The organism is Pseudoxanthomonas sacheonensis (assembly GCF_010093305.1).
In the GTDB taxonomy this organism is placed as follows: Bacteria; Pseudomonadota; Gammaproteobacteria; order Xanthomonadales; family Xanthomonadaceae; genus Pseudoxanthomonas_A; species Pseudoxanthomonas_A sacheonensis.
Map to the genome: position 1 here is coordinate 51,640 of NZ_PDWS01000005.1, position 21,298 is coordinate 72,937.

The following is a 21,298-nucleotide window of genomic DNA, read 5'->3' on the forward strand; positions in this document are numbered from 1 at the left end:
TCTTAATCCCGTTTGTGGTGAGCCTGTCGAACCATGCTTTTTGAAGGGAAAACGAGCTATCGCGAATTGACGCGGATCGCACAGAGCATGGTTCGACAGGCTCACCAAGAACGGGATCTTCGACAGGCTCGCCACGAACGGGATTTTGGGCAGGCTCAACGCCAACGGGTTGCTGACGCCGCTGCTCAGCCTCCCACGCCGAACCTTCGCAACAATGCGTACACGAGTACGCTGGAAGCCACGCACAACCCCATGGCGATGCCGAACCCATGGGCGCTTTGCAGCAAGGGCAGGTTCTCCATGTTCATGCCGAACACGCCCACCACCAAAGTGGGCGGCAGCAGCAGTGCGGTGACCACGGACAGCACGAACAAATGCCGGTTGGTCTGTTCGGCCAGTTTCGCGGCTACTTCGTCCTGCAGCAGCCGTGCACGCTCATGCAGCGTGGCCACGTCGCTGTCCAGTTCGTCGAAGCGCTGCGACAGCCGCGTAGCTGCGGGCAGCAGTGCGTGCGAAGAAGCGGCGGCGTAGCGCTGCTCGAATTGGCGCAGCACCCGCCGCAGCGCGGTCAGCGGGCGGTGCATGTGCACGGCCTGGCGCCGCAGCAAGGCCAGGTCGCGGCGCTCCTCGCCGATGCGGTCGGCGAGTACGCGGTCCTCGATATGGTCCAGCTCCTCGCCCAGCTCCAGCGTGGCGTGGGCGACGGAGGCGGCGAACTGTTCGACGATGGCTTCCAGCACTTCCGCCGCCGAATCGAAGCGCACGCCGCCACGCACATGCTGGCGCACCTGTTCCACCGAGCGCAGCGCATGGCGCCGCGCGCTGACGATCAAGCCCTCGGCCAGCGCGAAATGCAGCCAGCCCACCTCGGTGTCGCCGCGGGCGAAGGATTGCTTGCTGTGATCGCTGCCGCGCTGGTGGCGCCAGTCCACGAACACGCCGTACGCAGTGTCGCCTTCGAGATGCAGGCTGACATGGGTGTCGTGCGAGAGCAGCGCTTCGCTGGCCGCCTCGGGCAACTGCAGCTGGGCAATGGCCTGGGCCGTACGCGCGTCGCTGGTGTTGAAATGCAGCCATAGCCAAGGGTGGCTGGCCCGCACGGCAGCCAGTGCGGCGGGAGTCAGCATCTCCACTTCCAGACCGTGGGCGCTGCCTTCGGTATCGAAGGCATAGGCCCACACCAGACAGGGCATGCCGTTGAAGGGAGGGGCTTCAGCGGTGGGGACGAGCATTTGGAGGCGGACCCGGCTTCCAAGACAGTCTGGTGACAGGAAAGCTACGCGGGCGTCATGCCAGTTTTGTGACAAGGGAGGTTTTGCCCGCTTCGGCCGGAGCGCAGCCATGAAAAGGGGACGGCCGTGGCCGTCCCCTTGAGTGAGGCGCAAACGACGACGAGGACACCTGCGGCATCGGTCCGCTGCCTGGCGCGGACCGCGCCGATGTCCATGGCCATTGCGTTAGGCATGCCGTGTTTTCCTGCAGGAACATCGCCATCGCGCCGGCGGTTGGCGCGGCGGGATTGCATTGCGTTCGCGGCGCTTCATACCGCCGAAACACGGGTAATCGAACTCACATTATCAGCGAAGAATTCATGGCTATAGCCTCGGTCGTTCTCAAAGCACGAACGCAGGGTTCGTCGGTTCGTGCGGATAGGCGCCGAGCGTGTCAATAGAATGACATTCTCTTTCTATGGGCGGTCATAGGCACTAGGAGTGGGCCTCGAAGGCGGGGCTCGCATACATGCTTATTGCGGCTGCTGAACATGCTGCGAACCAGGATGGGCGATGGCTAGAAATTCATCAGGAAAAAAAGATAGCTATGGAGCTTGGCTTTTGACGAAAGTGTTCGATGAGTTGACAGGAAATTATTTTGGGAATGCAACGACTGATAACCAGATGAAGCCCCTCATAAGTGAGCGCCCCCGTATATCTGACGGAGGTATTCATTGTGCCGAAGAATTCGATGGATCCAGCGGCGCCGGCTTTGATTAGAGAGCAATTTTTGTAGGGAATGCTTTGCAAGCGAGTCAGGACGGCAAAGCGGGCCGACGAAGGCAGGGCCCACGCGCGGGGACTCCAAGTGACTGATCCGTTCCATCTCGCGTTTTGGCCTGCGATGTCATCGCGTGTCTACTGCTGTCAGAACGAGCTCTGTTGATCATGGCCTGGCCTGGCGCGTCGGTGACGCGATCATTATCGGCGGCACGATTGCCGTGACGGTCTTGAGCGAAGTCGGAAATCAGGTGCGGGTCGGCATCGCGGCTCCGTTCGAGGCGCCCGTGCACCGCGAGGAGATCTATCGCCCTATCCGGGACAATGAGCCCGAGGAGAACCATTGATGAATCCAGCGCAGAAATCTTGTTCCGGATTGGTGCCGCAGCGTGTCCAAGAGGTTGACCTTATGTCCATGGATGACGTTAGCCTGGCGCTCGTCAGATTTTCGGGGTATGGCGTTGAGCCCTATCCCAAGGAGGACGCGGCACGGATTGAAAAGGAGTTCGGCAGCGAGCGGGCGCCTGCGCTTGAAGAGAAAGTGCGCCCGATACTGGGTGAATTCGCTGCGTTGAAGCCGGATTGGTCAAGGCATTCCTTGGTTGCGGCCGCCGAATGGGCCGGTAAGGAAATGAAGAGGAGACATCCCTGGCTGAGCGAGGAAAGCATCAAGGCGATGAGTTGGATTTTCACGTGGCGGTGGAAATAGGAAGGGGAGCCATGCCGACGAGCTGGCAACCGCAAATAGGGTGTTCAGGGGCGCTTTTTCCCGCGTGGGTTCAGACGGCGCGGTCCACACGGGATACTTGTTAGCCGCCCGTCCGCGGATTAGGTGCAGAGTGCCGCGCGCAAGAAAACCTGCATCGGTTGAAGCGGATCTCCGTCCGTGATTCAGCGCCCCTGTCTACGGGCGGGGGTTTTTGGATATTTCTGGCCGCCTTGCCGGTAGGCGAACTCATCCACGATTCTCAACGGGCCGTGCCGTCGTCGGATTGTCGTTGCCCATATTCAGCCGTGACAGATGAGCATGACCGACTCGCGGCCGGCCATGTCCATGACCACTGCGGTGGGAATGCCGTGGTTCTCGTGCAGGGACGTCGCCATCAAGTCGGCGGTTTCCATGGCGTCGCTGCGCGATGCGAACCATAACCGGCCCTGGTCGCCTTCATAGAGTTGCCAGCCACTGCGCGTGGACACGATAGTGAACATCAAGCGCTGCTGCATGTCGGATTCTCCTGCGGCGATGCTGGCGCCGCAGAAGCATCCTGGACCCATGCGGCACGAATCGCATTAGGGCGATGACCCTCTGTCGCGTAGGAAAAACCCTACTTCAAGCCCGCTCTTCGCCGCTGCGGTGGTCAGCTGGCCAGGGGCTGCAGTTCGTGCTGTTCGATGTCGGTGGACAAGGCATGGAAGCGCAAGGCCACTTCATAGATGCCCGCCATCGCGAAGGCCGAACGCTGGGAGTCGGGGTGGTCCCAGAACTCGGTGATGAAGACCGCGTCGGGTTCGGCGGGCAGGGTGCTCACCACGTAGCTCAGGCAGCCGGGAACGTTGAAAACCAGACGCGTGACTTCTTCGAGCGCTTCGACCAGAAGCTCATGCTTGCCCGGAAGCGCTCGCGCCTTGGTGGCCAATCCATAACCGTAGGGCGAGTTCATGATCGGACATGCTCATGGAATTGCGACTTTCCATCCTAGGGCTGTGCGCCGGCTGGAAGGTTAAGCATTCGGAAAAGTAATGGGATGCCTGTCGACACTTGAAGCCGCGCCCGGATCGTGCATCCGCGCATCGCATATCCGCTGCGCCGACGCGTCCTGCGCCGGCAATCCGCCGGCCGCTCAGTGCGCGGCAAGCGTGGGCGTGGCTTCGAAACGCCGGGCGTAGCCGCGCTCGTCGGCAACCCGCTCCACTTCCTGGTCGGCCAGGTCGGGCGCGCCGTACACCGCATAGGCGATGCTGCCGTCATCGCGCTGGCCGACCTGGTGCAGCCGGTAGCGGGGGCGGCCGCTGCCGCTGTTTTCCGGATAATGCACGGGCGGTTGGTTGCCGTCCAGATCCATTTCGCTGTTGTCGACCACGCCGCCAATGAACAGAGCACGCATCGTAATTCTCCGGTAGGGATTCTTCAGACAACGCGCAGCATCGCAAACGCGTTGTTGGGTTTTTATGAAGCTGGCGTTGTGATTGCGGCAAATCCGCGTGAAGAGATCCGTTTCAGCCGACGACGGCGCTTCATTCGAGCAAAGGAGACAGGGCCTTCCAGACGTGATCGCGCAGTTTCGGCTGGGCGGTGGCGATGGGGTGCAGGTTGTCGGCCTGGAACGCGCCGCGGTCCAGCGCGATGGGCTCCAGCAGGAAGGGCAGAAAAGCGGTCTTGTGGAGTTTGGAAAGTTCGCCGAAGGTGCGCTCGAAGCCCTGCGTGTAGTCGCGCCCCAGGTTGGGCGGCATGCGCATGCCGACCAGCAGCACTTTGGCGCCGGCGGCCTGCGACAGCTTGATCATGCGTTCCAGGTTGCTGCGGGTCTGCTGCAGGGGAAGGCCGCGCAGACCGTCGTTGGCGCCCAGTTCGATCACCACCACGGCGGGACGGTTGCGTTTGAGCTCGCCGGCGATGCGGGACGCGCCGCCGGCGGTGGTTTCGCCGCTGATGCTGGCGTTGACCACGCGCCAGCCGGGCTGGGTCTTGTTCACCCGGTCGGCGGTCAACGCCACCCAACCCTGCGCAGCGCTGAGGCCGTAGGCGGCCGATAGCGAATCCCCCATCACCAGAATGGTGCGTGCGCCTTGGGCAGGCGCGGTTTGCGCGAACGAAGCCGGCACCAGCGTCGCGAAAACCAGCAACACCCAACCTATGGCACATTGAATGCGGCTGCGTGGCGCCGCATATCGCAAGTTCTTGAAGAGCCAGCTCTTAAAAATCATTTAACAACGTCTCCCGATCATGGGTGGACAAACACCAGGGACCATCATGGCCGATTCCACCGAACTGCGCGCTGAAGTCGCGCGGCCCAAGCTTGCACCACAAGAGCCGCGTCCGGCATTGCAGGTCAGCGCCCTGGGCAAGCGCGTGCCTTTGCCTTCCGGCGAACTGACCATCCTGCAAGACGTGGGCTTCCGGATAGACCATGGCGACACGGTGGCGATCGTCGGTGCCTCCGGCTCGGGAAAGAGTACCTTGCTGTCGTTGCTGGCCGGGCTGGACAGTCCCAGCGACGGCAGTGTGACGCTCGATGGCGAAGCGCTTTCCACCATGGATGAAGACGGGCGCGCGCGGGTGCGCGGCGAGAAGGTCGGCTTCGTCTTCCAGAGTTTCCAGCTGCTGCCTTCATTGACCGCTCTGGAGAACGTGATGCTGCCGCTGGAATTGCGCGGCGATGCCGATGCGGAAACGCCGGCGCGGCAGATCCTGCAGAAGGTGGGATTGGCCGAGCGTCTGGGCCACTACCCGCGTCAGCTTTCCGGCGGCGAGCAGCAGCGCGTGGCGCTGGCGCGCGCGTTCGTCACCCGGCCGTCGCTGCTGTTCGCCGACGAACCCACCGGCAACCTGGACACCCATACCGGGCAGGCCATCATCGAGCTGCTGTTCGCCTTGAATGCCGAGGCGGGCACCACGCTGGTGCTGGTCACCCACGACGAGCATCTGGCCGGGCGTTGCGGCCGCATCCTGCGCCTGGACAGCGGCGCGCTTGTCGACGATGCGCCGGTCGAAGGCGCCGCTGCATGAAGACTTTGCGGATGGCGTGGCGGCAATTGCTGCGCGATGCGGCCGCAGGCGATATCCGCATCCTGTTCGCCGCACTGGTATTGGCGGTGGTGGCGGTGACCGCTGTCGGCTTCGTCACCGACCGCGCCGAGCGCGCGCTGGCGATCGAAGCCAACCGCCTGCTGGGCGGCGATGCCGTCGTCCGCGGCGACGCGCCCATCACCGGCATCGTGCGCGAGGCCGCCAACGCCGCCGGCTTGCGGCGCACCGAAACGCTCAGCCTGGACAGCATGATCCGTGCAGGCGAGCAGCTGCGGCTGGGCGACCTGCGCGCTTTGGGCGAAGGCTTTCCACTGCGCGGCAGCTTCCGCATCGTCGACGCCACTGGAGCTCCCGAACACGACGCGCAGGGCATTCCCGCGCCCGGCACGCTGTGGATGAGCCAATCCGGTGCCGAGACGCTGGACGCGAAGATCGGCGACAGGATCGGTATCGGCGACTCGCGGCTGCGGCTGACGGCGCTGGTGGTGCAGGAGCCCGACGCTTCGATGGATTATTTCAACGTCGCGCCCAAGGTTTTCCTCAATCTCGCCGACGTGCCGGCCACCGGCCTGGTGCAGGAAGGCAGCCGCCTGGGCTATCGATTGGTGGTGGCGGGCGATGCCGCTGCGGTGGAACGTTTCACCGCCACCGCGCGTCCGGCGCTCGCGCGCGGCCAGCGCCTGGAAACCATCCAGGACGCGCGCCCGGAAATCCGCTCCTCGCTGGACCGTGCCGGCCGTTTCCTCGGGTTGGCCGCGTTGGTATCGGTCGTGCTGGCCGCAGTCGCCGTGGCCATGGCGGCGCGCCGCCATAGCGAACGCCATCTCTCCGGCACCGCGGTCATGCGCTGCCTCGGCGCCAGCCAGCGCACCCTGGTCGGCATCCATGTGGGCGAACTGGTGCTGCTGGGCCTGATCGCCTGCACGGCGGGCGTGTTGATCGCCTACGGACTGCAGTGGGCGATCGGCAGTTGGTTGCAGGCGGAAATGAAGATCTCCATTCCCCCCGCAGGCTGGTTGCCTGCGTTGCAGGGGTACGGCGTGGGCATGATCGTGCTACTGGCTTTCGGCGCGCCGCCGGTGCTGGCGCTGCGCCGTGTGCCCGCATTGCGCGTACTGCGCCGCGACCTGGATCCGACCGAGCCCAGCGCGTGGCTGGTCGCGTTGACCGGTTTCGTCGGCCTGGGCGCGCTACTGTGGTGGAAGGCGGGTTCGGCGACCTTGGGCACCGCCATGCTGCTCGGCATCCTGGGTACTTTGGCGGTGCTCGCCTTGCTGGCGTGGCTGATGATCCTGCTGGTGCGCCGCCTGCGTTCGCGTTTGCGTGGCAGCCTGCGTTATGGGCTGGCGAACGTGAGCCGCCGCGCGGGCACCAGCGTGGCGCAGGTATCCGCGCTGGGCCTGGGATTGATGGCGCTGTTGCTTTTGACCTTCGTGCGTACGGACCTGCTGGACCGCTGGCAGCTTTCCCTGGCTGCCGATGCGCCCAACCGCTTCATCATCAATGTGCAGGAAGACCAGCAGGCGGAAGTGAACGCGTTCATGGCCGAGCAGAAAATCGCACCGCCCGTGTTGTTCCCGATGATCCGCGGGCGCCTGGTGTCGCTCAACGGCAAGCCCACCAGCGGCGCCGATTACGCGGACGATCAGGAAGCGCGGCGCCGGGCCGAACGCGAATTCAACCTCTCCACCGCCGCGACTTTGCGCGACGACAACAAGGTCACCGCCGGCAGGTTTTGGAACGGGCGTACGCCCGCCACGCCGGAACTGTCGGTCGAAGAGCGTTTCGCCGAACAACTGGGCTGGAAGCTCGGCGACCGCGTGGCTTTCGATATCGCCGGCCAGCCGTTCGAAGGAAAAATCACCAGCCTGCGCAGCGTGGATTGGGAAAGCTTCCGCCCCAATTTCTTCGTGATCGCCTCGCCCGGATCGATGGACGGTTACCCGGCCAGCTACATCACCGCGGTGAGCGTTCCGCCCGGACAGAAGCGTTTCACCGCGCAGCTGGTCGAGCGCTTCCCCAACCTGTCGGTGATCGATGTCGATGCGGTGCTCAAGCAGGTGCGCAGCACCGCCGACCAGGTGTCTACCGTGGTCCAGGTAGTGTTCTGGTTCTCGCTGGCCGCAGGCGTGCTGGTATTGCTTGCGGCGGTCAGCGCCAGCCAGGACGAGCGCTTGCTGGAGGGCGGCGTGATGCGCGTGCTCGGCGGCAGCCGCCGGCAGTTGCGGCTTGCGCAGGCGTCGGAATTCGCGGCGATCGGCCTGCTTTCAGGGCTGGTCGCGGCCATCGCCGCATCGGTGTTGTCCGGTGTGATCGCCACCCAGGTGTTCGATCTGCCCTGGAAGGCGAACTGGTCGCTTGCCGTCATCGGCGGGGGGCTGGGCATGCTGGCTGCGCTGGCGGCGGGGCTTTTCGCCACGCGCCGTGTGCTGGATGCGCCGCCTTCGGTGACGTTGCGGGAGCTGCAGGGCTGAAATCGCGCCGCTGACCCGGCGTCCGTGCCCGGATTCATGCGTGGTTGGATGTTTGCGCCTCGTTTCACCGTGCGATTACCGGTGCGTGGACACACTCGCTGCAAACCGCATGGAGTCGAGCGATGGATTCGAACCTGCACAACGCGCCAGCGGCTGGCGGTGGCATGGAACGCAGAGCGCAGATCCTGCGTTTCCTGTGGCGCTACCGCAATTCGGGTGTGTTCTCCGGACTTTCCTTGGAGCCGTCGCTGGAGCAGCGGTCCGAATCGGAAGGAAGCCCCGAGGAATTCAGCCGCGATCTCGAAGCGCTGGGCCCGACCTTCGTCAAGCTGGGGCAGATGCTTTCCACGCGTCCGGACATAGTGCCGCCCGCCTACGCCACGGCGCTGGAGCGCATGCAGGAAAAGGTCGGCCCGATCCCCTTCGAGCAAGTGCGCGAGGCGGTCGAAGAGGAGCTGGGCGTGCGCTTGAGCAAAGCATTCGGCCAGTTCGATCCCGAGCCGATCGGTTGCGCCTCGCTGGCCCAGGTGCACCGCGCCACGCTGCGCGACGGCACGCCAGTCGCGGTCAAGGTGCAGAAGCCGGGCGTAGGCGCGCAGTTGGCGGCTGATCTTTCGCTGCTGCGAGGCGTGGCCAATGCGGCCGACCGGATCACCAAAGTGGGCCGGCACGTGCATTTCGCCGACTGGCTGGGCGAATTCAACCGCACGCTCATGGCCGAACTCGACTACGTGGCCGAGGCGCAGAATCTGGGGCGTTTCGGCGAGCATCTGGCGCCGTATCCGCAGCTGTGCGTGCCGTGCCCGGTCTGGGACCTCACCAGCCGCCGCGTGCTGACCATGCAACTGCTGGAAGGCGCGCGCGTGGACCAGGTGCCGGGCGTGCGCCGCACCGAACAGCCGATGCAGCCTTTGGCCGATGCGCTGATGCACGGCTATCTGGATCAGATGTTCGTCTACGGTGAGATCCACGCCGATCCGCATCCCGGCAACTTGCGCGTCATGGCGGACGGCCGTCTGGCGATCTTCGACCTGGGCATGGTCGCCAACGTGCCGCCGCGCCAGCGTGAACGCATGCTCAAACTTCTTTTCGCGGCGGTCGATGGACGTGGCGAGCAGGTCGCGCAGGAGGCCATCGCCTTGGGCACCCCGCTGGACGACTACGACGACGAGCGTTTCACCCGTGAGGTAGGGCAGCTGGTAGCCCGATACGCCGCCCACAGCGCCTCGATGTCGGAAGGACGCGTGGTGCTGGAGCTGGTGCGCCTGGCCACCGCCCACGGTCTGCGCACGCCCCCTGAAGTGAGCCTGCTGGGCAAGACGCTATTGAATCTGGATGCGGTATGCCAGCTGCTGGTGCCGGGATTCGACGCCAAGCGGGCGGTCGAAGACCACCTGCAGCATGTCATGCGCGCGCGCCTGCGCCAGTCGCTGTCCTCTACCAGCCTGGCCAGCGAAATTATGGAACTGCAATCGCTGATGCGCGACGGGCCGCGCAAGCTGGCCGACATACTCGACGTGGTCGCTGACAATCGTTTGCAGCTGCGGGTGACCGGGCTGGAGGAATCGCATCTGATGGAAAGCCTGCAGAAGATCGCCAACCGCATCGCCGCCGGCGTGGTCACCGCCGCCCTGATCCTGGCTTCGGCGCTGATGATGCGCATACCCACCAGCAGTACCCTGTGGGGCTATCCGACCATGGCGCTGCTGTTGTTCCTGCTGGGCGTAGGCCTGGGCGCGAGCATCGTGATAAGCGCGCTGTTCGGCGACCGCAAGGTAAAGGCGAAATAGCCAATTGCGACGTAGGAGCGACGTGAGTCGCGAAACCATACCTCCGCGCCCATGGTTTCGCGACTCACGTCGCTCCTACGCCAGCAACAAGAAAGCGCCACCCCGTGAAGGGCGGCGCCGTTGGTTGCGGGCTTGATCAACCTTTGATGCAGATCACCTGGCGCAGGGTATGCACCACTTCCACCAGGTCGGCCTGCGCGGCCATGACCGCATCGATCGACTTGTAGGCGGCCGGCGATTCGTCGACCACCGCCGCGTCCTTGCGGCATTCCACGTGCGCGGTGGCTTCCCGGTGCTGGGCCAGGGTGATGTTCTGCCTGGCCGCCGTACGGCTCATCACGCGGCCGGCGCCGTGGCTGCAGCTGTGGAAGCTGTCCGCGTTGCCCTTGCCGCGCACGATGTAGCTGCGCGTGCCCATGCTGCCCGGGATGATGCCCAGCTCGCCCGCGCGTGCGCTGACCGCGCCTTTGCGGGTCACCAGCAGTTCCTCGCCACCGTGCGTTTCCTTCTGCACGTAGTTGTGGTGGCAGTTCACCGCCAGCTTCTCCAGCTGGAACTTCGGCAGGCGGTGGCGCATTTCCGCCAGCACACGCGCCATCATCGCCTCGCGGTTGTGGCGCGCGTAATCCTGCGCCCACGTCACCGCTTCCACATAATCGTCGAACAAAGGCTCGCCTTCCATGAAGAAAGCCAGGTCCTTGTCCGGCAAGTGGAAACCGAGCACGCGGTGCGCCAGCTGCTCGCGCGCACGCTCGATGAAGTAACTGCCGATCAGGTTGCCGGTGCCGCGCGAGCCGCTGTGCAGCATCACCCACACCGCATCGGTCTCGTCCAGGCAGATTTCGATGAAATGGTTGCCGCCACCCAGCGTGCCGATCTGGCGTTCCAGCTTGTCGGTACGGATCTTGCGGTGCTTGGCCTTGATCGCCTCCAGCCCGGCGTGCAATCCCGATTGCGCGATGCGCGTCTCATGGCTGTCCGGCAAGCGGCGATGCTCGCCGCCCGGTCCGTTGCCGACCGGCACGCCACGCTCGATGGACGAACGCAATTGCGCCAGATTGTCCGGCAGATCGCTGGCGCGCAGGGTGGTGCGCACCGCGGCCATGCCGCAGCCGATGTCCACGCCGACCGCGGCCGGGATGATCGCGCCGCGGGTCGGGATGACCGAGCCCACCGTCGCGCCCTTGCCCAGATGCACGTCCGGCATCACCGCCACCCACGGCCCGACGAACGGGATGCTGGCGATGTTGCGCAACTGCGCGTGGGCCTGGTCTTCCAGCGGCACGCCGCGCACCCAGCCCTTGATCGGGGTGGCGCTGCCTTCGGCATGCAGTAATTCGTAGTTGGTACTCATGATGTCCTTCCTTGAAAAAAGAGAGCCCCCCCGTTCACGGGGGAGGGTTGGGGTGGGGGCAAGCCGGAGCCATCGGCAATCCATTGCCATGAAGTCATCGAATGCGGCTCTTACAATATCCGCATTCAATTTCCACGACTCCGTTCGCCCCCATCCCGGCCTTCCCCCGCGAGCGGGGGAAGGGGCAGTTAAGGTGTTACTTCAACGTCACCAGCTGCTTCAGCACGCCATCCAGGCCGCCGAACACAGTCAGCTTGTCGATCTTCTCGGTGACCTTCTCCAATGCCTCCAGCTCCTTCAGGCGCATCAGCACCGGGCTCTCCTCGATCAGCTTGGCGGTGTTGAGCAGGGAACGCGTGGCGTTCGCCTCCTCGCGCCTGCGGATCACGTTGGCTTGCGCCGCCTTCTCCGCCTGCACCACGCTGTTGAGGATGTCCTTCATCTCGCCCGGCAGGATCACGTCCTTCACGCCGACGCCCAGCACCTCGACGCCGAACGCGCCGACCTGGCCGCGTACGTAACCGAAGATGTCGGCGTCCAGGGACGCCTTGTCGCCCAGCAACTCGTCCAGCGTCTTGGCGGAAACGGCCTTGCGCAGGCCGTACTGCAGTTCGCGGTACAAGTGGTCGCCGAACTTGGCCACCTTGGTACGCGCGGCGACCGGGTTGGTCACGCGCATGCTGGCGGCCAGGTTCACACGCAAGCTGACCTTGTCCTTGGTCAGCAACTCCTGGCCCGAGACTTCGACCGACTGCACACGCAACTCGATCACCTCGGCGCTCACGTTCTTCTGGAAATTCCAGAAGGCGTAGGCGCCCGGCGCCAGCGTGCGCGCCAGCTTGCCGTCGACGAACACCAGGCCCGCCGACTCGGCCGGGACCTCCGCGGTCACCGCGACCTTGGACAGCATCCCGAGCTGACGCAGACGCCGGGTGACGGTGGCATCGACTTCGAGATCCTCAGCCAGCGCCACGCGCTGCACCTCGACTTTGACCAGCCCGCGCCAGTACAGCTTGCGCGAACCCGGCGCCAGCACGTCTTCCAGCTTGCCGTTCTTCGACACCAGGCCGACTTCATCGGCGCCGATGTCGGCCAGCACGAAGGTCTCGTCCAGACGGTCGCCCAGGCGTGCGATCAGCGCATCGGCATCGCGTCCGGCGTATTCCGGATTGGCGATGTTGTGCACGACCACCTCGATCCGCTTCAGCGGGTCGAACATGCGGTACACGCCCGCGGCGAGCACGCGCTCGAACTGACGATTTTGATACACCAGGCCGCGCTCGCCGTCACCGATCACGACCCTCTTGGTCCAGAACATGGCACTACTCCTTGGTATGGCTCTGGTGGTCCGATCCGTTTCTTACTTCAATACGCATGCCGGATCGGTTGGCTTGCGGATTGTTTTTTCCTTCTCCCGTTGGGAGAAGGGAAGCGAAAAAGGTGGAAACGCCCCTTGACGTCGGCGAAGCGGAACCATGGCGCTGTCGGCGGAGAGCCGGAAGTTTCCGGTCCGCACGGCGATGCCCTGCCATGAAGACGATCCGCTTCCGTCCGTCCGCTTCCAGAGCGACGATCCGGCCGCGCCGCCGCTGCCTTGTTCCGTTCCCACAATCCTTCGCGGAGAATCGGAGCGCCGCACGGGGCGTTTCCTGTGGTGGAACTTTCGTTCCTGGTCATGACGTAACAGGTCATGTTTGGAGCGGGAATCGAACCCGCAACAGTCGGTTTCGCGGACCGATGCTCTAACCATTTGAGCTATCCAATGGTGGACGAACCGGATTCGAACCGGTGGCCAACGGCTTGCGCCGCTGCTCTGCCTCTGAGCTTCCGTCCTCGCGAAACACCTTCTCCCACGCTTCGGCATACGCCACGGCAAGGCCGCGCGCACCGGACGGCATCGCAAGCCGTACCGCTGTAGCGTGTTCGATCGATGTTCCGTATTGCCGGCTGTCGCCAACCGGCAATCCTTGCGGGCGTCTTGCGCCCAATGCATTGCAAACCCAGCCTCGCGCCGCTCGCGTCGAAGCATCACCACGCGGCGCACATGCGCCGGTCGCAGCCGCGCCCCTGCCTCGGGCGCGCAGCATCGCTGCGCCCGGATGCTTCAGGGCGGAAAGTATTTTCCATTGGCTGGTTTTGCCGAACTCTTGCGCTGCATGCGCTTCCTTTGCGAACGCTGGAAACAAAACGCCCCCGGGTTTTGCGACCCGAGGGCGTTCGCGTTGCCTCGGGAGATCGGGGTGGCCGATCTCCCAGGGAGTCCGACCGTGATTAGGTGTGCAGGTACCGGTTGCGTTCGCCGGGCAGGCGATCGCATGGCTTCGCGCATGCGCGCGCATCCACGCCGCGGCCGGTGGGCCACAGTGCAAAGAGGATCGCGTTGACGAAGTTAGGTTTCATGGGAAGTTCCGGTGCCGCAAAAAACGCCGCTAGGGCGAAGGCCGCGCACGATACGCTGCTTGCTTTCGATGCGCAACTATTTTTTAACATCGAAATCGCAATCCCGATGAGCGGTTGCAATGCGTGCTCGAACGATACCGTTCGAGACACGGGGTCGCACGGGTAGAATCACTGCTGATTCTTTCCAGGTGACGCCACTTGGCCGCCAGCAATTCCGATCCCGCGCTCGACTCCCTGTTCCTGCCGTTCTCAAGCCGCATGCTCGCGTGGCCTACAGGGGAAGTGCTGTTCCTGCGCGCGCGCGAAGGGTGGGCGATGCGGCAATTCCCGCTTGCGCAATTGGTCTGCGAACAGAGCTACAAGCCATTCGCCGACGAACTGGAACGTGGCGGCCTGCGGGTGATCGCAGATGCGTCCTCGTCCGACGCGCGGTATCCGCTGGTGCTGGTGTTGCCGCCGCGCCAGCGCGAGGAAGCGCGCGCGTTGTTCGCGCGGGCGCTGTCGCTATGCGCGCCGAATGGCGTGGTCGTAGCCAGCATCACCAACAACGAAGGGGCCAAATCCGGCGAAGCGGATCTCAAACAGCTCGCGGGTCTGGGCGGAAGCCTGACCAAGAACCATTGCCGGGTGTTCTGGAGCAAGCCGGTGGACGGTAGCCACGATGCGGCGTTGTTCGCGAAATGGAGGGAGCTGGATGCGCCGCGTCCGATCATGGGCGGACGATTCCGCAGCAGGCCCGGAGTGTTCGCCTGGGATCGCATCGACCCGGCGTCCGCGTTGCTGGTGGAGCATCTGCCCACCGATCTGGCGGGGAAGGGCGCCGACCTGGGCGCCGGCTATGGTTATCTGTCCGCCGAGATCCTGGCGCGCGGCAGCAAAGTCGTGGCGCTGGATCTGTACGAGGCCGAGGCGCGTGCGTTGGAGTTGGCGAAGCAGAACCTGGTCGCGTTCGAAGACAAAACCAAGTTGGGTTATCGTTGGCACGACGTCACCACCGGCGTGCCGGAGCAGTACGACTTCATCGTCAGCAATCCTCCTTTCCATACGCAGAGCCGCGCCGATCGTCCCGATGTCGGCCGCCGCTTCATCGCGGTGGCGGCCGAGGCGCTGAAGCCGGGCGAACGCCTGTTCCTGGTCGCGAACCGGCATCTGCCTTACGAGGCCGTGTTGAACGCAAGTTTCGGACAGGTGCGCGTGGCCGGCGAGCGCGATGGGTTCAAGGTCATCGAAGCGATCAAAGCGCTTCGGTCAACGCGATGAAGCTGGTCAAGCACCTCGCCAACCTTGGCTATGGAAGCCGCAAGCAGGTGGCGCTGATGTTCCGCGAAGGCCGTATCACCGACGCGCAGGGCGAGGTGATGTATGCCGACGATCCGCTGGATCACGACAACCTGCGCGTGGACGGAGAGCCGTTGGATCCGCCGCCGGGCCTGTTGCTGATGCTGCACAAGCCGGTCGGTTACACCTGCTCCACCAAGGACCCGGGCCGGATCGTCTACGACCTGCTGCCGCCGCGCTATCGCCTGCGCTCGCCACTGCTGTCCAGCGTGGGCCGGCTGGATCGCGATACCAGCGGGCTGCTGTTGTTCACCGACGATGGCGCGCTGCTGCACAGGATCGTTTCGCCGAAATCGAAACTCTCCAAAGTCTACGAAGCGACTCTCGCCAACGACCTGCGCGGCGACGAAGCGGAAATATTCGCCAGCGGCACGCTGATGCTGGAATCCGAGCAGACCCCGTTGCTGCCTGCGGACATGGAGATCATCGACTCGCGTCGTGTCCGCCTGACCCTGCACGAAGGCCGCTATCACCAGGTGCGGCGCATGTTCGCCGCGGTCGGCAACCATGTCGAAGCCCTGCATCGCAGCCGGATCGGCGGGCTCGGGCTGGGAGGGCTGCCCTCCGGAGAATGGCGCACGCTGGACGATGCGGCGCGGGCGGAGCTATTCAACCCATGAGCGCACGCGCGGTGATCTTCGACATGGATGGCCTGCTGATCGACAGCGAACGCGTCATCCTGGATTGCTGGCGCGAGACTGCGCTGGCGCAATCGCTGGACCTGGAAGATAGCCTGTGGCTGTCGATGGTGGGCCTGCACGACACGGGTTGTGCCGAGCTGCTGAACGGGCTGCTCGGCACCGAGCGGGCCGAGCGGCTGACGTTCGAATGCAAACGCAGATACGACTTATTGGTGGAGGATGGACTGCCGCTCAAGATTGGCGCACGCGAGCTGCTGCAGGATCTCTACGGCTTCGGCGTGCCGCTGGCCGTCGCCACCTCTACTCGCGGCGCGCGTGCGCGGATCAAGTTGGCGCGTAGCGGTATCGATCGCTTTTTCAGTCATGTGGTCACCAGCAGCGATGTTACTCATGCCAAGCCTGCGCCAGACTTGTATCTGCTCGCCGCGCAGCGCCTGGAGATCCCGCCGGCGGAATGCGTGGCGCTGGAGGATTCGGAATTCGGCGTGCGCGCCGCTGCTGCGGCTGGAATCCGCGTGATCCAGGTGCCCGACATGGTGCCGGCCACCGATCTGTCCCGGTCGCTGGCGCCGGTAGTTCAGTCGCTGCCTCTGGCGCGACCCCAGTTGGAATCATGGCTGCAGATCTCATTGAAAGAACCGCAAAGCGCGTAGGAACGGCGCGAGTCGCGGAGTCCTTGATGTCAATGCCTTATGTTTCGCGACTTACGTCGCTCCTGCGGCGTAGTTGGCGGTCCGCATAGGCCGCGCAGGTTGCGCGTAGGAGCGACGTAAGTCGCGAATACCAGAAAATCCTTAGGTCGCGCGAGCCGGAATACGGATAGTCGCGGTTACTGACCCGGCGCAGCATTGGGCAATGGGAACTTCTTTCTATGGCGAACGTGCTTCCGGCCACCGTGCATTGCGTCGGGCCCGCAATTCAATTCCAGGGCAGGTGTATTTGGTAACGTTCAACACCTATCAGCGCCTGGAGATTTTCCGGGACTACGAACATGCTGTGTGCCTTGCAAGATGCTTGCATGGATTGTCGCTTTGGCGGGATACGCAGCTGCTTGCCTGGGTGCTGATGCCGGACCACATGCATTTGCTGGTCAGGGTCTCAGAGAAAGACAGCTTGCAAGCCGTAGTGCAGAAGCTGAAATCGAACACCGCTCGCGAGATCAAATCGTTCGATATGGATATAGGCCAGGTGTGGGCAACCGCTTTTCACGACCGTGCCTTGCGCAAAGACGAAGATATGCGCGATGTCGCCCGATATATCGTACTGAATCCTGTGCGTGCCGGCCTGGTGTGCAGGATTGGGGACTATCCGTATTGGGATGCGGTGTTCGTTTGAGGTAATCGCGACTTACGTCGCTCCTACGTTCTTTGCGGGGCTTCTACGACGTAGTTTTGGCGCCAAACAATTTATTCCAACCCTGCAGGCCCAGTCTGTCCAGCGTTTCCACGTTGCGGTCCACGATGTCGTCCGCATCGGGGAACGCCTCCACCGCGCGGCTGACGCTGTCTTCCCGCAGCAGGTGCAGGGTGGGATAGGGCGAACGGTTGGTGTAGTTGCCGATGTCGTCGAAAGCAGTGCCGGCGAACTGATAGCTGGGGTGGAAGCTGGCCACCTGCAGCACGCCTTCCAGATCCAGCGCCTCGACCGCGGCGTCGGCGTTGTCCAGAAAATCGTTGTAGTCCAGAAAGTCCTGCAGCACCTCGGGGTGCACGATCAGGGTGGTGTCGATCTCGGCGGCGGGGGTGTCGCGCAGCAGCAGAAGTTCTTCGGCCAACTGTTCCAGCAGCGCCTCGGGCGTGCTGGCGTCGCTCAGTACGAAACGCACCTGCTGCTTCACGTACACGGCCTTGGCGAACGGGCACAGGTTGAGCCCGATCACCGCACGTTCCAGCCAGTGCTTGGTTTCAGCGATGGGGTCAGAGTTGGAGGTCATGGAGATCGGCGTCTAAAGCCCTCCCCTTCAAGGGGAGGGTTGGGTAGGGATGGTGTTGCTCTTGATCGAGGCGTTTCCTGCCCGGACGGGAACACCATCCCCATCCCGGCCTTCCCCTTGAAGGGGAAGGGGATCAGTCACGGAAGTTGTCGAACTGCAGCGGCAACTCGAACTCGCTTTTCTTCAGCAGCGCGATAGCGTCCTGCAGGTCGTCGCGCTTCTTGCCGTTGACGCGCAGCTTGTCGCCGTTGATCTGGGTATCGACTTTGAGCTTGGCTTCCTTGATCGCCGCGGCGATCTTCTTGGCGACCTTCTGCTCGATGCCCTGCTTGACGGTGATCTTCTGGCGCGCGCCGGCCAGGTTGGTTTCCACCTCGCCTTCCTCCAGGCAACGTACGTCGATGCCGCGCGCGATCAGGCGCGCGCGCAGGATGTCCGACATCTGCTTGAGCTGGAAATCGCTGGGGGCCGACTGGCTGATGACGTTGTCGTCGAGCACGAACTTGGCGTCCACGCCCTTGAAATCGAAGCGCGTGGTGAGTTCGCGGTTGGCCTGGTCGACCGCGTTGGTGAGTTCGTGGGTGTTGACTTCGGAAATTACGTCGAAGGAAGGCATGGGCGTGCGTTGTGCGGTGTGGGAGACGGCTAGGTTAACGCAGAAGGCTTCTTTTTCCTTGCCTGGAGCGGAATGTGGCGCGGCAAATTGGCGATAATGCGGGATGACTCCCCGCGCCTCCCACCTGCCCGCCATCGCTTTCATGCTGTCCGCCGTGGCCCTGTTCGCGCTGATGGATGCGGGGCTCAAGCTGTTGTCGCCGCACTATCCGCCGTTGCAGGTGGCCGCCCTGCGCGGCCTGGCATCGCTGCCGCTGGTGCTGGTGTGGGTTTTATGGACGGCCAAGCCGGCCACGCTCTGGCGGGTGCATTGGCCCCTGCATCTGCTGCGCGGGGCGCTGGGCATCGGAATGATGTTCGGATTCGTCTATGGCCTGCGCAGCATGCCGCTGTCCACCGCCTATGCCATCACCTTCGTGGCGCCGATGCTGGTCACCGCCATGGCCGGTCCTTTCCTGGGCGAACGGGTGGGACCTCAGCGTTGGATCGCCATCGTGGTGGGACTGGTCGGCGTGCTGGTGATCCTGCGGCCGACCGGGCAAGGCATGGCGACGCTGGGCGGCCTGGCCATCCTGCTCGCCGCGATCTGCTATGCGGCCAGCGCCATCACCGTGCGTTTGCTGGCGCAACGCGACAGCATCCAGGCGATGGTGTTGTGGTTCATCGTGCTGCTGTCGTTGGGCGCGGGAATCATGGCCGCCCCGAACTGGCTGCCCCTGCAGCAAGCGGACTGGTGGGTGATCGCCGGGGTCGGCGTTTCCGGATCGCTGGCCCAGGTCGCGCTGACCGAGGCCTTCCGCCGTGGCGAAGCCTCGCTGATCGCTCCCCTGGAATACAGCGCGCTGGTATGGGGCGTGTGCCTGGACCTGGCGCTGTGGCATGTACTGCCCGATGGCGTGACCTGGCTGGGAGCGGGCATCATCGTGGTCAGCGGTTTGTATCTATTGCGCCGCGAAAAGGTGCATGCGGAAACCGAGCATCCCTGATGCCCCTGTTGATCGTCCCGGTCGTCATTCTGGTTCTGCTGGTCTTGTGGCTGCTGTTGCTGCCGCTGTCGTTGTGGCAGCGCTATCGCCTGGGCAAGGCGCGGCGCAAGGCATGGCCGTGGGCGGTGAGGCTGAATTCATGGGTGCTGCTGTTTTCCGCGGGCCTGTTCGCGGCGAGCATGGCGCTTACCGGGTTGTGGTGGCCCGGTGCGCTGGGTTATGCCCTTGCGGGAATGGGGGCAGGTCTGCTCACCGGCGTCGTCGGTCTGTGGCTCAGCCGTTTCGAACGGACCCCGCAAGGCCTGTATTACACGCCCAATCCATGGCTGGTGTTGACGTTGACGCTGTTGGTGGCCGCGCGCATCGCGATGGGGTTCGTCGAAATGTGGCGTTACTGGCAGGGCCGCGATGCGCTGTCGATGCTCCCGGTGCTCGATCATGCCAGCCTGTTCGCCGTGGCCGGGCTGCTGCTGGGCTACTACCTCAGCTATACCTGGGGCTTGCGGCGCCGGTTGCCGCCGCGCAGGTCTTAGGGGAACCTCTAAATAATTCGGATGTCATTCCGAGCGCAGCGAGGGATCTGCTGTTGTGCAGGGGAAAACAGATCCCTCGCTACGCTCGGGATGACAGGACAAGAGTTGTTCAGGCCTTACTCTAGAAATCCTCGACGATCTCGATCGCGCTCTCGGTACGTACGGCCAGCGCTTCGGCCACGGCATGGATGCGGCGCACGGCTTCCTCGTTGGGCGCTTCGATCTCGATGTTGTGCAGCCCCGGCGATTCGTCGTCCGGCAGGCCGTAGGAACTGGAGTCGTCGTCGTCCATGTGCGGCATCAGGTCGGCGACTTCCTCGACATGTTCGATGCCTTCTATCGCCTCCAGCGCATGGATGAGTTCGGAAGCGGCGTATTCGTTGCCGGTGACGCGCAATCGCACTGTGGGCATGGCTTGATCCGCTGGAACGGGGGAGGAAATACCGTAGCCACTGCCGCGCGAAGGCGAAGTGAGCGGGATCTGTCAGCCGGGTGACGGTTTCGCCGCGCTACCGACGGCGTTGGGCCCATTGGATTGGATAGTTGCAATGGAAACGGCGAGCCCCGTGGGACTCGCCGTTTGCCGTTGCCGACGCAGCTATTCCGCTGCGAAGCGTTGGATCAGGACGCTCCCGATCAGAAACGCGCGCCCAGGCCCACGCCGATGGTCCACGGGTTCATCTTCAGTTGTTCGCCGGTGCCCTGGCCGGCGACGTTGACGTCGGCGTCGCCCTTCATGTAGCGCACATCGGTGCGCGCGAACCAGCGGCTGTTGATGTTGAAGTCCATGCCCGCGGTGGCGATGGCGCCCTTGGTGCTGTCCAGGCCCACATGCAAGCCGTCGCCGGAGATATCTTCGTTGCTGAAGTTGGACTGGTAGTAGCCCAGGCCCACGAACGGGCGCATCACCGCATCGGCATCGCGGAAGTGGTACTGGCCGCTGAGGGCGAGAGGCTGCTGTTCCACCGTGCCTATCTTGCCTTCCGGACCGCGCACGCGGTGGTTGAACTTGTCCGCGGCGCCCCACAGTTCGATGGCGATGTTGTCGTTGACGTACCAGCTGGCGCTCAGCGTGGGCGCGGAGGCGCCGTCGATGTCGAGGCCGGGGGTCGGATTGGAATCGGGTTCGAGGATCGCGCCGCCGCCGACGATGGCGATGCGCTTGCCCGATGCGGTATCCGTGGACGAAGCGTCGGTATCCTGCGCGAATGCGGAAGGCGCGAACGCCAGAGCGGAAAGCAGGGCGATGCTCAGGGGGCGAAGTGAAGACATGATGATTCTCTCCATGTGTTTTTATTTGGCCCGGGGAGTGGGCGCGCACACCGTAACGATCGATGCATGAATGCGAACCGGCGCGCGAATATTTGTTAACGGAAATTTTCATGCTCGCTTCAGTCTGGCGCTTTTCATGTGCTTTACATAACAGTGCATTCAGACACATGCTGTTGTTTCACGGACCTTCCGTTCGCTTCGGCCGACAGCAATAAGAGGAAAG

General features: G+C 63.9%; 24 protein-coding genes and 1 tRNA gene. 12 read left to right on the top strand and 13 right to left on the bottom strand.

All coding sequences use genetic code 11. From position 1 onward, the window contains the following. Nucleotides 1-185: 185 nt before the first annotated feature. A complete protein-coding gene (locus tag CSC73_RS06310; RefSeq protein ID WP_163839575.1) occupies nt 186-1,232 on the bottom strand; it encodes a transporter in 1,047 nt (348 codons plus the stop codon). Between the two features lie 552 nt (nt 1,233-1,784). On the opposite strand from CSC73_RS06310, the gene CSC73_RS06315 reads away from it, so the two are divergent. The 3 genes from CSC73_RS06315 to CSC73_RS06325 all read left to right on the top strand — a co-directional run bounded on the left by CSC73_RS06315 (nt 1,785) and on the right by CSC73_RS06325 (nt 2,700). Further along, nucleotides 1,785-1,991, top strand: a complete 207-nt coding sequence (locus CSC73_RS06315; RefSeq protein WP_163839576.1) for a hypothetical protein — start codon at nt 1,785-1,787, stop codon at nt 1,989-1,991. 134 nt (nt 1,992-2,125) lie between these two features. Next, complete coding sequence (locus tag CSC73_RS06320) at nt 2,126-2,338, top strand: carbon storage regulator (RefSeq protein WP_425502279.1); 213 nt, start codon at nt 2,126-2,128, stop codon at nt 2,336-2,338. Further along, nucleotides 2,338-2,700, top strand: a complete 363-nt coding sequence (locus CSC73_RS06325) for a hypothetical protein (protein ID WP_163839577.1) — start codon at nt 2,338-2,340, stop codon at nt 2,698-2,700. The genes CSC73_RS06320 and CSC73_RS06325 overlap by 1 nt, the downstream gene beginning before the upstream one ends. 299 nt (nt 2,701-2,999) lie before the next feature. Here the strand turns inward: CSC73_RS06325 and CSC73_RS06330 are convergent, their stop codons facing one another. From CSC73_RS06330 to CSC73_RS06345, 4 genes are all read right to left on the bottom strand, one after another. Continuing rightward, a complete protein-coding gene (locus CSC73_RS06330; protein WP_163839578.1) occupies nt 3,000-3,266 on the bottom strand; it encodes a hypothetical protein in 267 nt (88 codons plus the stop codon). Between the two features lie 83 nt (nt 3,267-3,349). After that, nucleotides 3,350-3,652 (bottom strand): antibiotic biosynthesis monooxygenase family protein, encoded by a 303-nt coding sequence (locus tag CSC73_RS06335; RefSeq protein ID WP_163839579.1) that lies wholly within the window; start codon nt 3,650-3,652, stop codon nt 3,350-3,352. Nucleotides 3,653-3,832: 180 nt separating this feature from the next. Next, nucleotides 3,833-4,096, bottom strand: a complete 264-nt coding sequence (locus CSC73_RS06340) for a hypothetical protein (RefSeq protein ID WP_163839580.1) — start codon at nt 4,094-4,096, stop codon at nt 3,833-3,835. 130 nt (nt 4,097-4,226) lie between these two features. Beyond that, nucleotides 4,227-4,916, bottom strand: a complete 690-nt coding sequence (locus CSC73_RS06345; protein WP_163839581.1) for an arylesterase — start codon at nt 4,914-4,916, stop codon at nt 4,227-4,229. A 46-nt stretch (nt 4,917-4,962) separates the two neighbouring features. On the opposite strand from CSC73_RS06345, the gene CSC73_RS06350 reads away from it, so the two are divergent. The 3 genes from CSC73_RS06350 to CSC73_RS06360 all read left to right on the top strand — a co-directional run bounded on the left by CSC73_RS06350 (nt 4,963) and on the right by CSC73_RS06360 (nt 10,003). Then, a complete protein-coding gene (locus CSC73_RS06350; RefSeq protein WP_163839582.1) occupies nt 4,963-5,718 on the top strand; it encodes an ABC transporter ATP-binding protein in 756 nt (251 codons plus the stop codon). After that, complete coding sequence (locus CSC73_RS06355; RefSeq protein WP_163839583.1) at nt 5,715-8,213, top strand: ABC transporter permease; 2,499 nt, start codon at nt 5,715-5,717, stop codon at nt 8,211-8,213. The genes CSC73_RS06350 and CSC73_RS06355 overlap by 4 nt, the downstream gene beginning before the upstream one ends. A gap of 122 nt (nt 8,214-8,335) precedes the next feature. Continuing rightward, nucleotides 8,336-10,003, top strand: coding sequence for an ABC1 kinase family protein (locus CSC73_RS06360; protein WP_163839584.1), 1,668 nt, complete (start codon nt 8,336-8,338; stop codon nt 10,001-10,003). Between the two features lie 136 nt (nt 10,004-10,139). Here the strand turns inward: CSC73_RS06360 and CSC73_RS06365 are convergent, their stop codons facing one another. The 4 genes from CSC73_RS06365 to CSC73_RS18555 form a co-directional block, all read right to left on the bottom strand. Then, nucleotides 10,140-11,357, bottom strand: a complete 1,218-nt coding sequence (locus tag CSC73_RS06365; protein ID WP_163839585.1) for an RtcB family protein — start codon at nt 11,355-11,357, stop codon at nt 10,140-10,142. Nucleotides 11,358-11,553: 196 nt separating this feature from the next. Next, nucleotides 11,554-12,675 carry a slipin family protein gene (locus CSC73_RS06370; protein WP_163839586.1) on the bottom strand — a complete coding sequence of 374 codons (1,122 nt, stop codon included), beginning with the start codon at nt 12,673-12,675 and terminating at the stop codon, nt 11,554-11,556. 445 nt (nt 12,676-13,120) lie between these two features. Continuing rightward, nucleotides 13,121-13,190: transfer RNA gene (locus tag CSC73_RS06375), tRNA-OTHER, on the bottom strand. 438 nt (nt 13,191-13,628) lie between these two features. Continuing rightward, nucleotides 13,629-13,757: a hypothetical protein gene (locus CSC73_RS18555; protein ID WP_281352874.1), complete on the bottom strand. Its 129-nt coding sequence runs from the start codon at nt 13,755-13,757 to the stop codon at nt 13,629-13,631. 258 nt (nt 13,758-14,015) lie between these two features. Here CSC73_RS18555 and CSC73_RS06380 point away from each other — a divergent pair, with 258 nt between their 5' ends. The 4 genes from CSC73_RS06380 to CSC73_RS06395 all read left to right on the top strand — a co-directional run bounded on the left by CSC73_RS06380 (nt 14,016) and on the right by CSC73_RS06395 (nt 17,071). Further along, nucleotides 14,016-15,017 (top strand): class I SAM-dependent methyltransferase, encoded by a 1,002-nt coding sequence (locus CSC73_RS06380; protein WP_163839709.1) that lies wholly within the window; start codon nt 14,016-14,018, stop codon nt 15,015-15,017. Next, a complete protein-coding gene (locus CSC73_RS06385; RefSeq protein ID WP_163839587.1) occupies nt 15,014-15,715 on the top strand; it encodes a pseudouridine synthase in 702 nt (233 codons plus the stop codon). Before CSC73_RS06380 ends, CSC73_RS06385 begins: the two co-directional genes overlap by 4 nt. After that, on the top strand, nt 15,712-16,389 hold the full coding sequence (locus tag CSC73_RS06390; protein ID WP_163839588.1) for an HAD family hydrolase: 678 nt from the start codon (nt 15,712-15,714) through the stop codon (nt 16,387-16,389). Before CSC73_RS06385 ends, CSC73_RS06390 begins: the two co-directional genes overlap by 4 nt. 202 nt (nt 16,390-16,591) lie before the next feature. Next, nucleotides 16,592-17,071, top strand: coding sequence for an REP-associated tyrosine transposase (locus tag CSC73_RS06395; RefSeq protein WP_163839589.1), 480 nt, complete (start codon nt 16,592-16,594; stop codon nt 17,069-17,071). A gap of 43 nt (nt 17,072-17,114) precedes the next feature. On the opposite strand, the gene CSC73_RS06400 is transcribed toward CSC73_RS06395, so the two are convergent. Further along, nucleotides 17,115-17,669, bottom strand: coding sequence for a DUF1415 domain-containing protein (locus tag CSC73_RS06400; RefSeq protein WP_163839590.1), 555 nt, complete (start codon nt 17,667-17,669; stop codon nt 17,115-17,117). Nucleotides 17,670-17,802: 133 nt separating this feature from the next. Then, the gene (locus CSC73_RS06405; RefSeq protein ID WP_163839591.1) at nt 17,803-18,285 is read right to left on the bottom strand and encodes a YajQ family cyclic di-GMP-binding protein; all 483 of its coding nucleotides are present in this window, start codon (nt 18,283-18,285) and stop codon (nt 17,803-17,805) included. Between the two features lie 103 nt (nt 18,286-18,388). On the opposite strand from CSC73_RS06405, the gene CSC73_RS06410 reads away from it, so the two are divergent. Both CSC73_RS06410 and CSC73_RS06415 read left to right on the top strand, forming a co-directional pair. Continuing rightward, entirely contained in the window at nt 18,389-19,270 is an 882-nt protein-coding gene (locus CSC73_RS06410) for a DMT family transporter (RefSeq protein ID WP_246197390.1), read from the top strand. Next, nucleotides 19,270-19,803 (top strand): CcdC protein domain-containing protein, encoded by a 534-nt coding sequence (locus CSC73_RS06415; RefSeq protein ID WP_163839592.1) that lies wholly within the window; start codon nt 19,270-19,272, stop codon nt 19,801-19,803. Before CSC73_RS06410 ends, CSC73_RS06415 begins: the two co-directional genes overlap by 1 nt. Nucleotides 19,804-19,924: 121 nt before the next feature. Here the strand turns inward: CSC73_RS06415 and CSC73_RS06420 are convergent, their stop codons facing one another. Next, nucleotides 19,925-20,215, bottom strand: a complete 291-nt coding sequence (locus CSC73_RS06420; protein WP_163839593.1) for a hypothetical protein — start codon at nt 20,213-20,215, stop codon at nt 19,925-19,927. 224 nt (nt 20,216-20,439) lie between these two features. After that, nucleotides 20,440-21,075, bottom strand: a complete 636-nt coding sequence (locus CSC73_RS06425; protein WP_163839594.1) for an OmpW/AlkL family protein — start codon at nt 21,073-21,075, stop codon at nt 20,440-20,442. Nucleotides 21,076-21,298 lie beyond the last annotated feature (223 nt).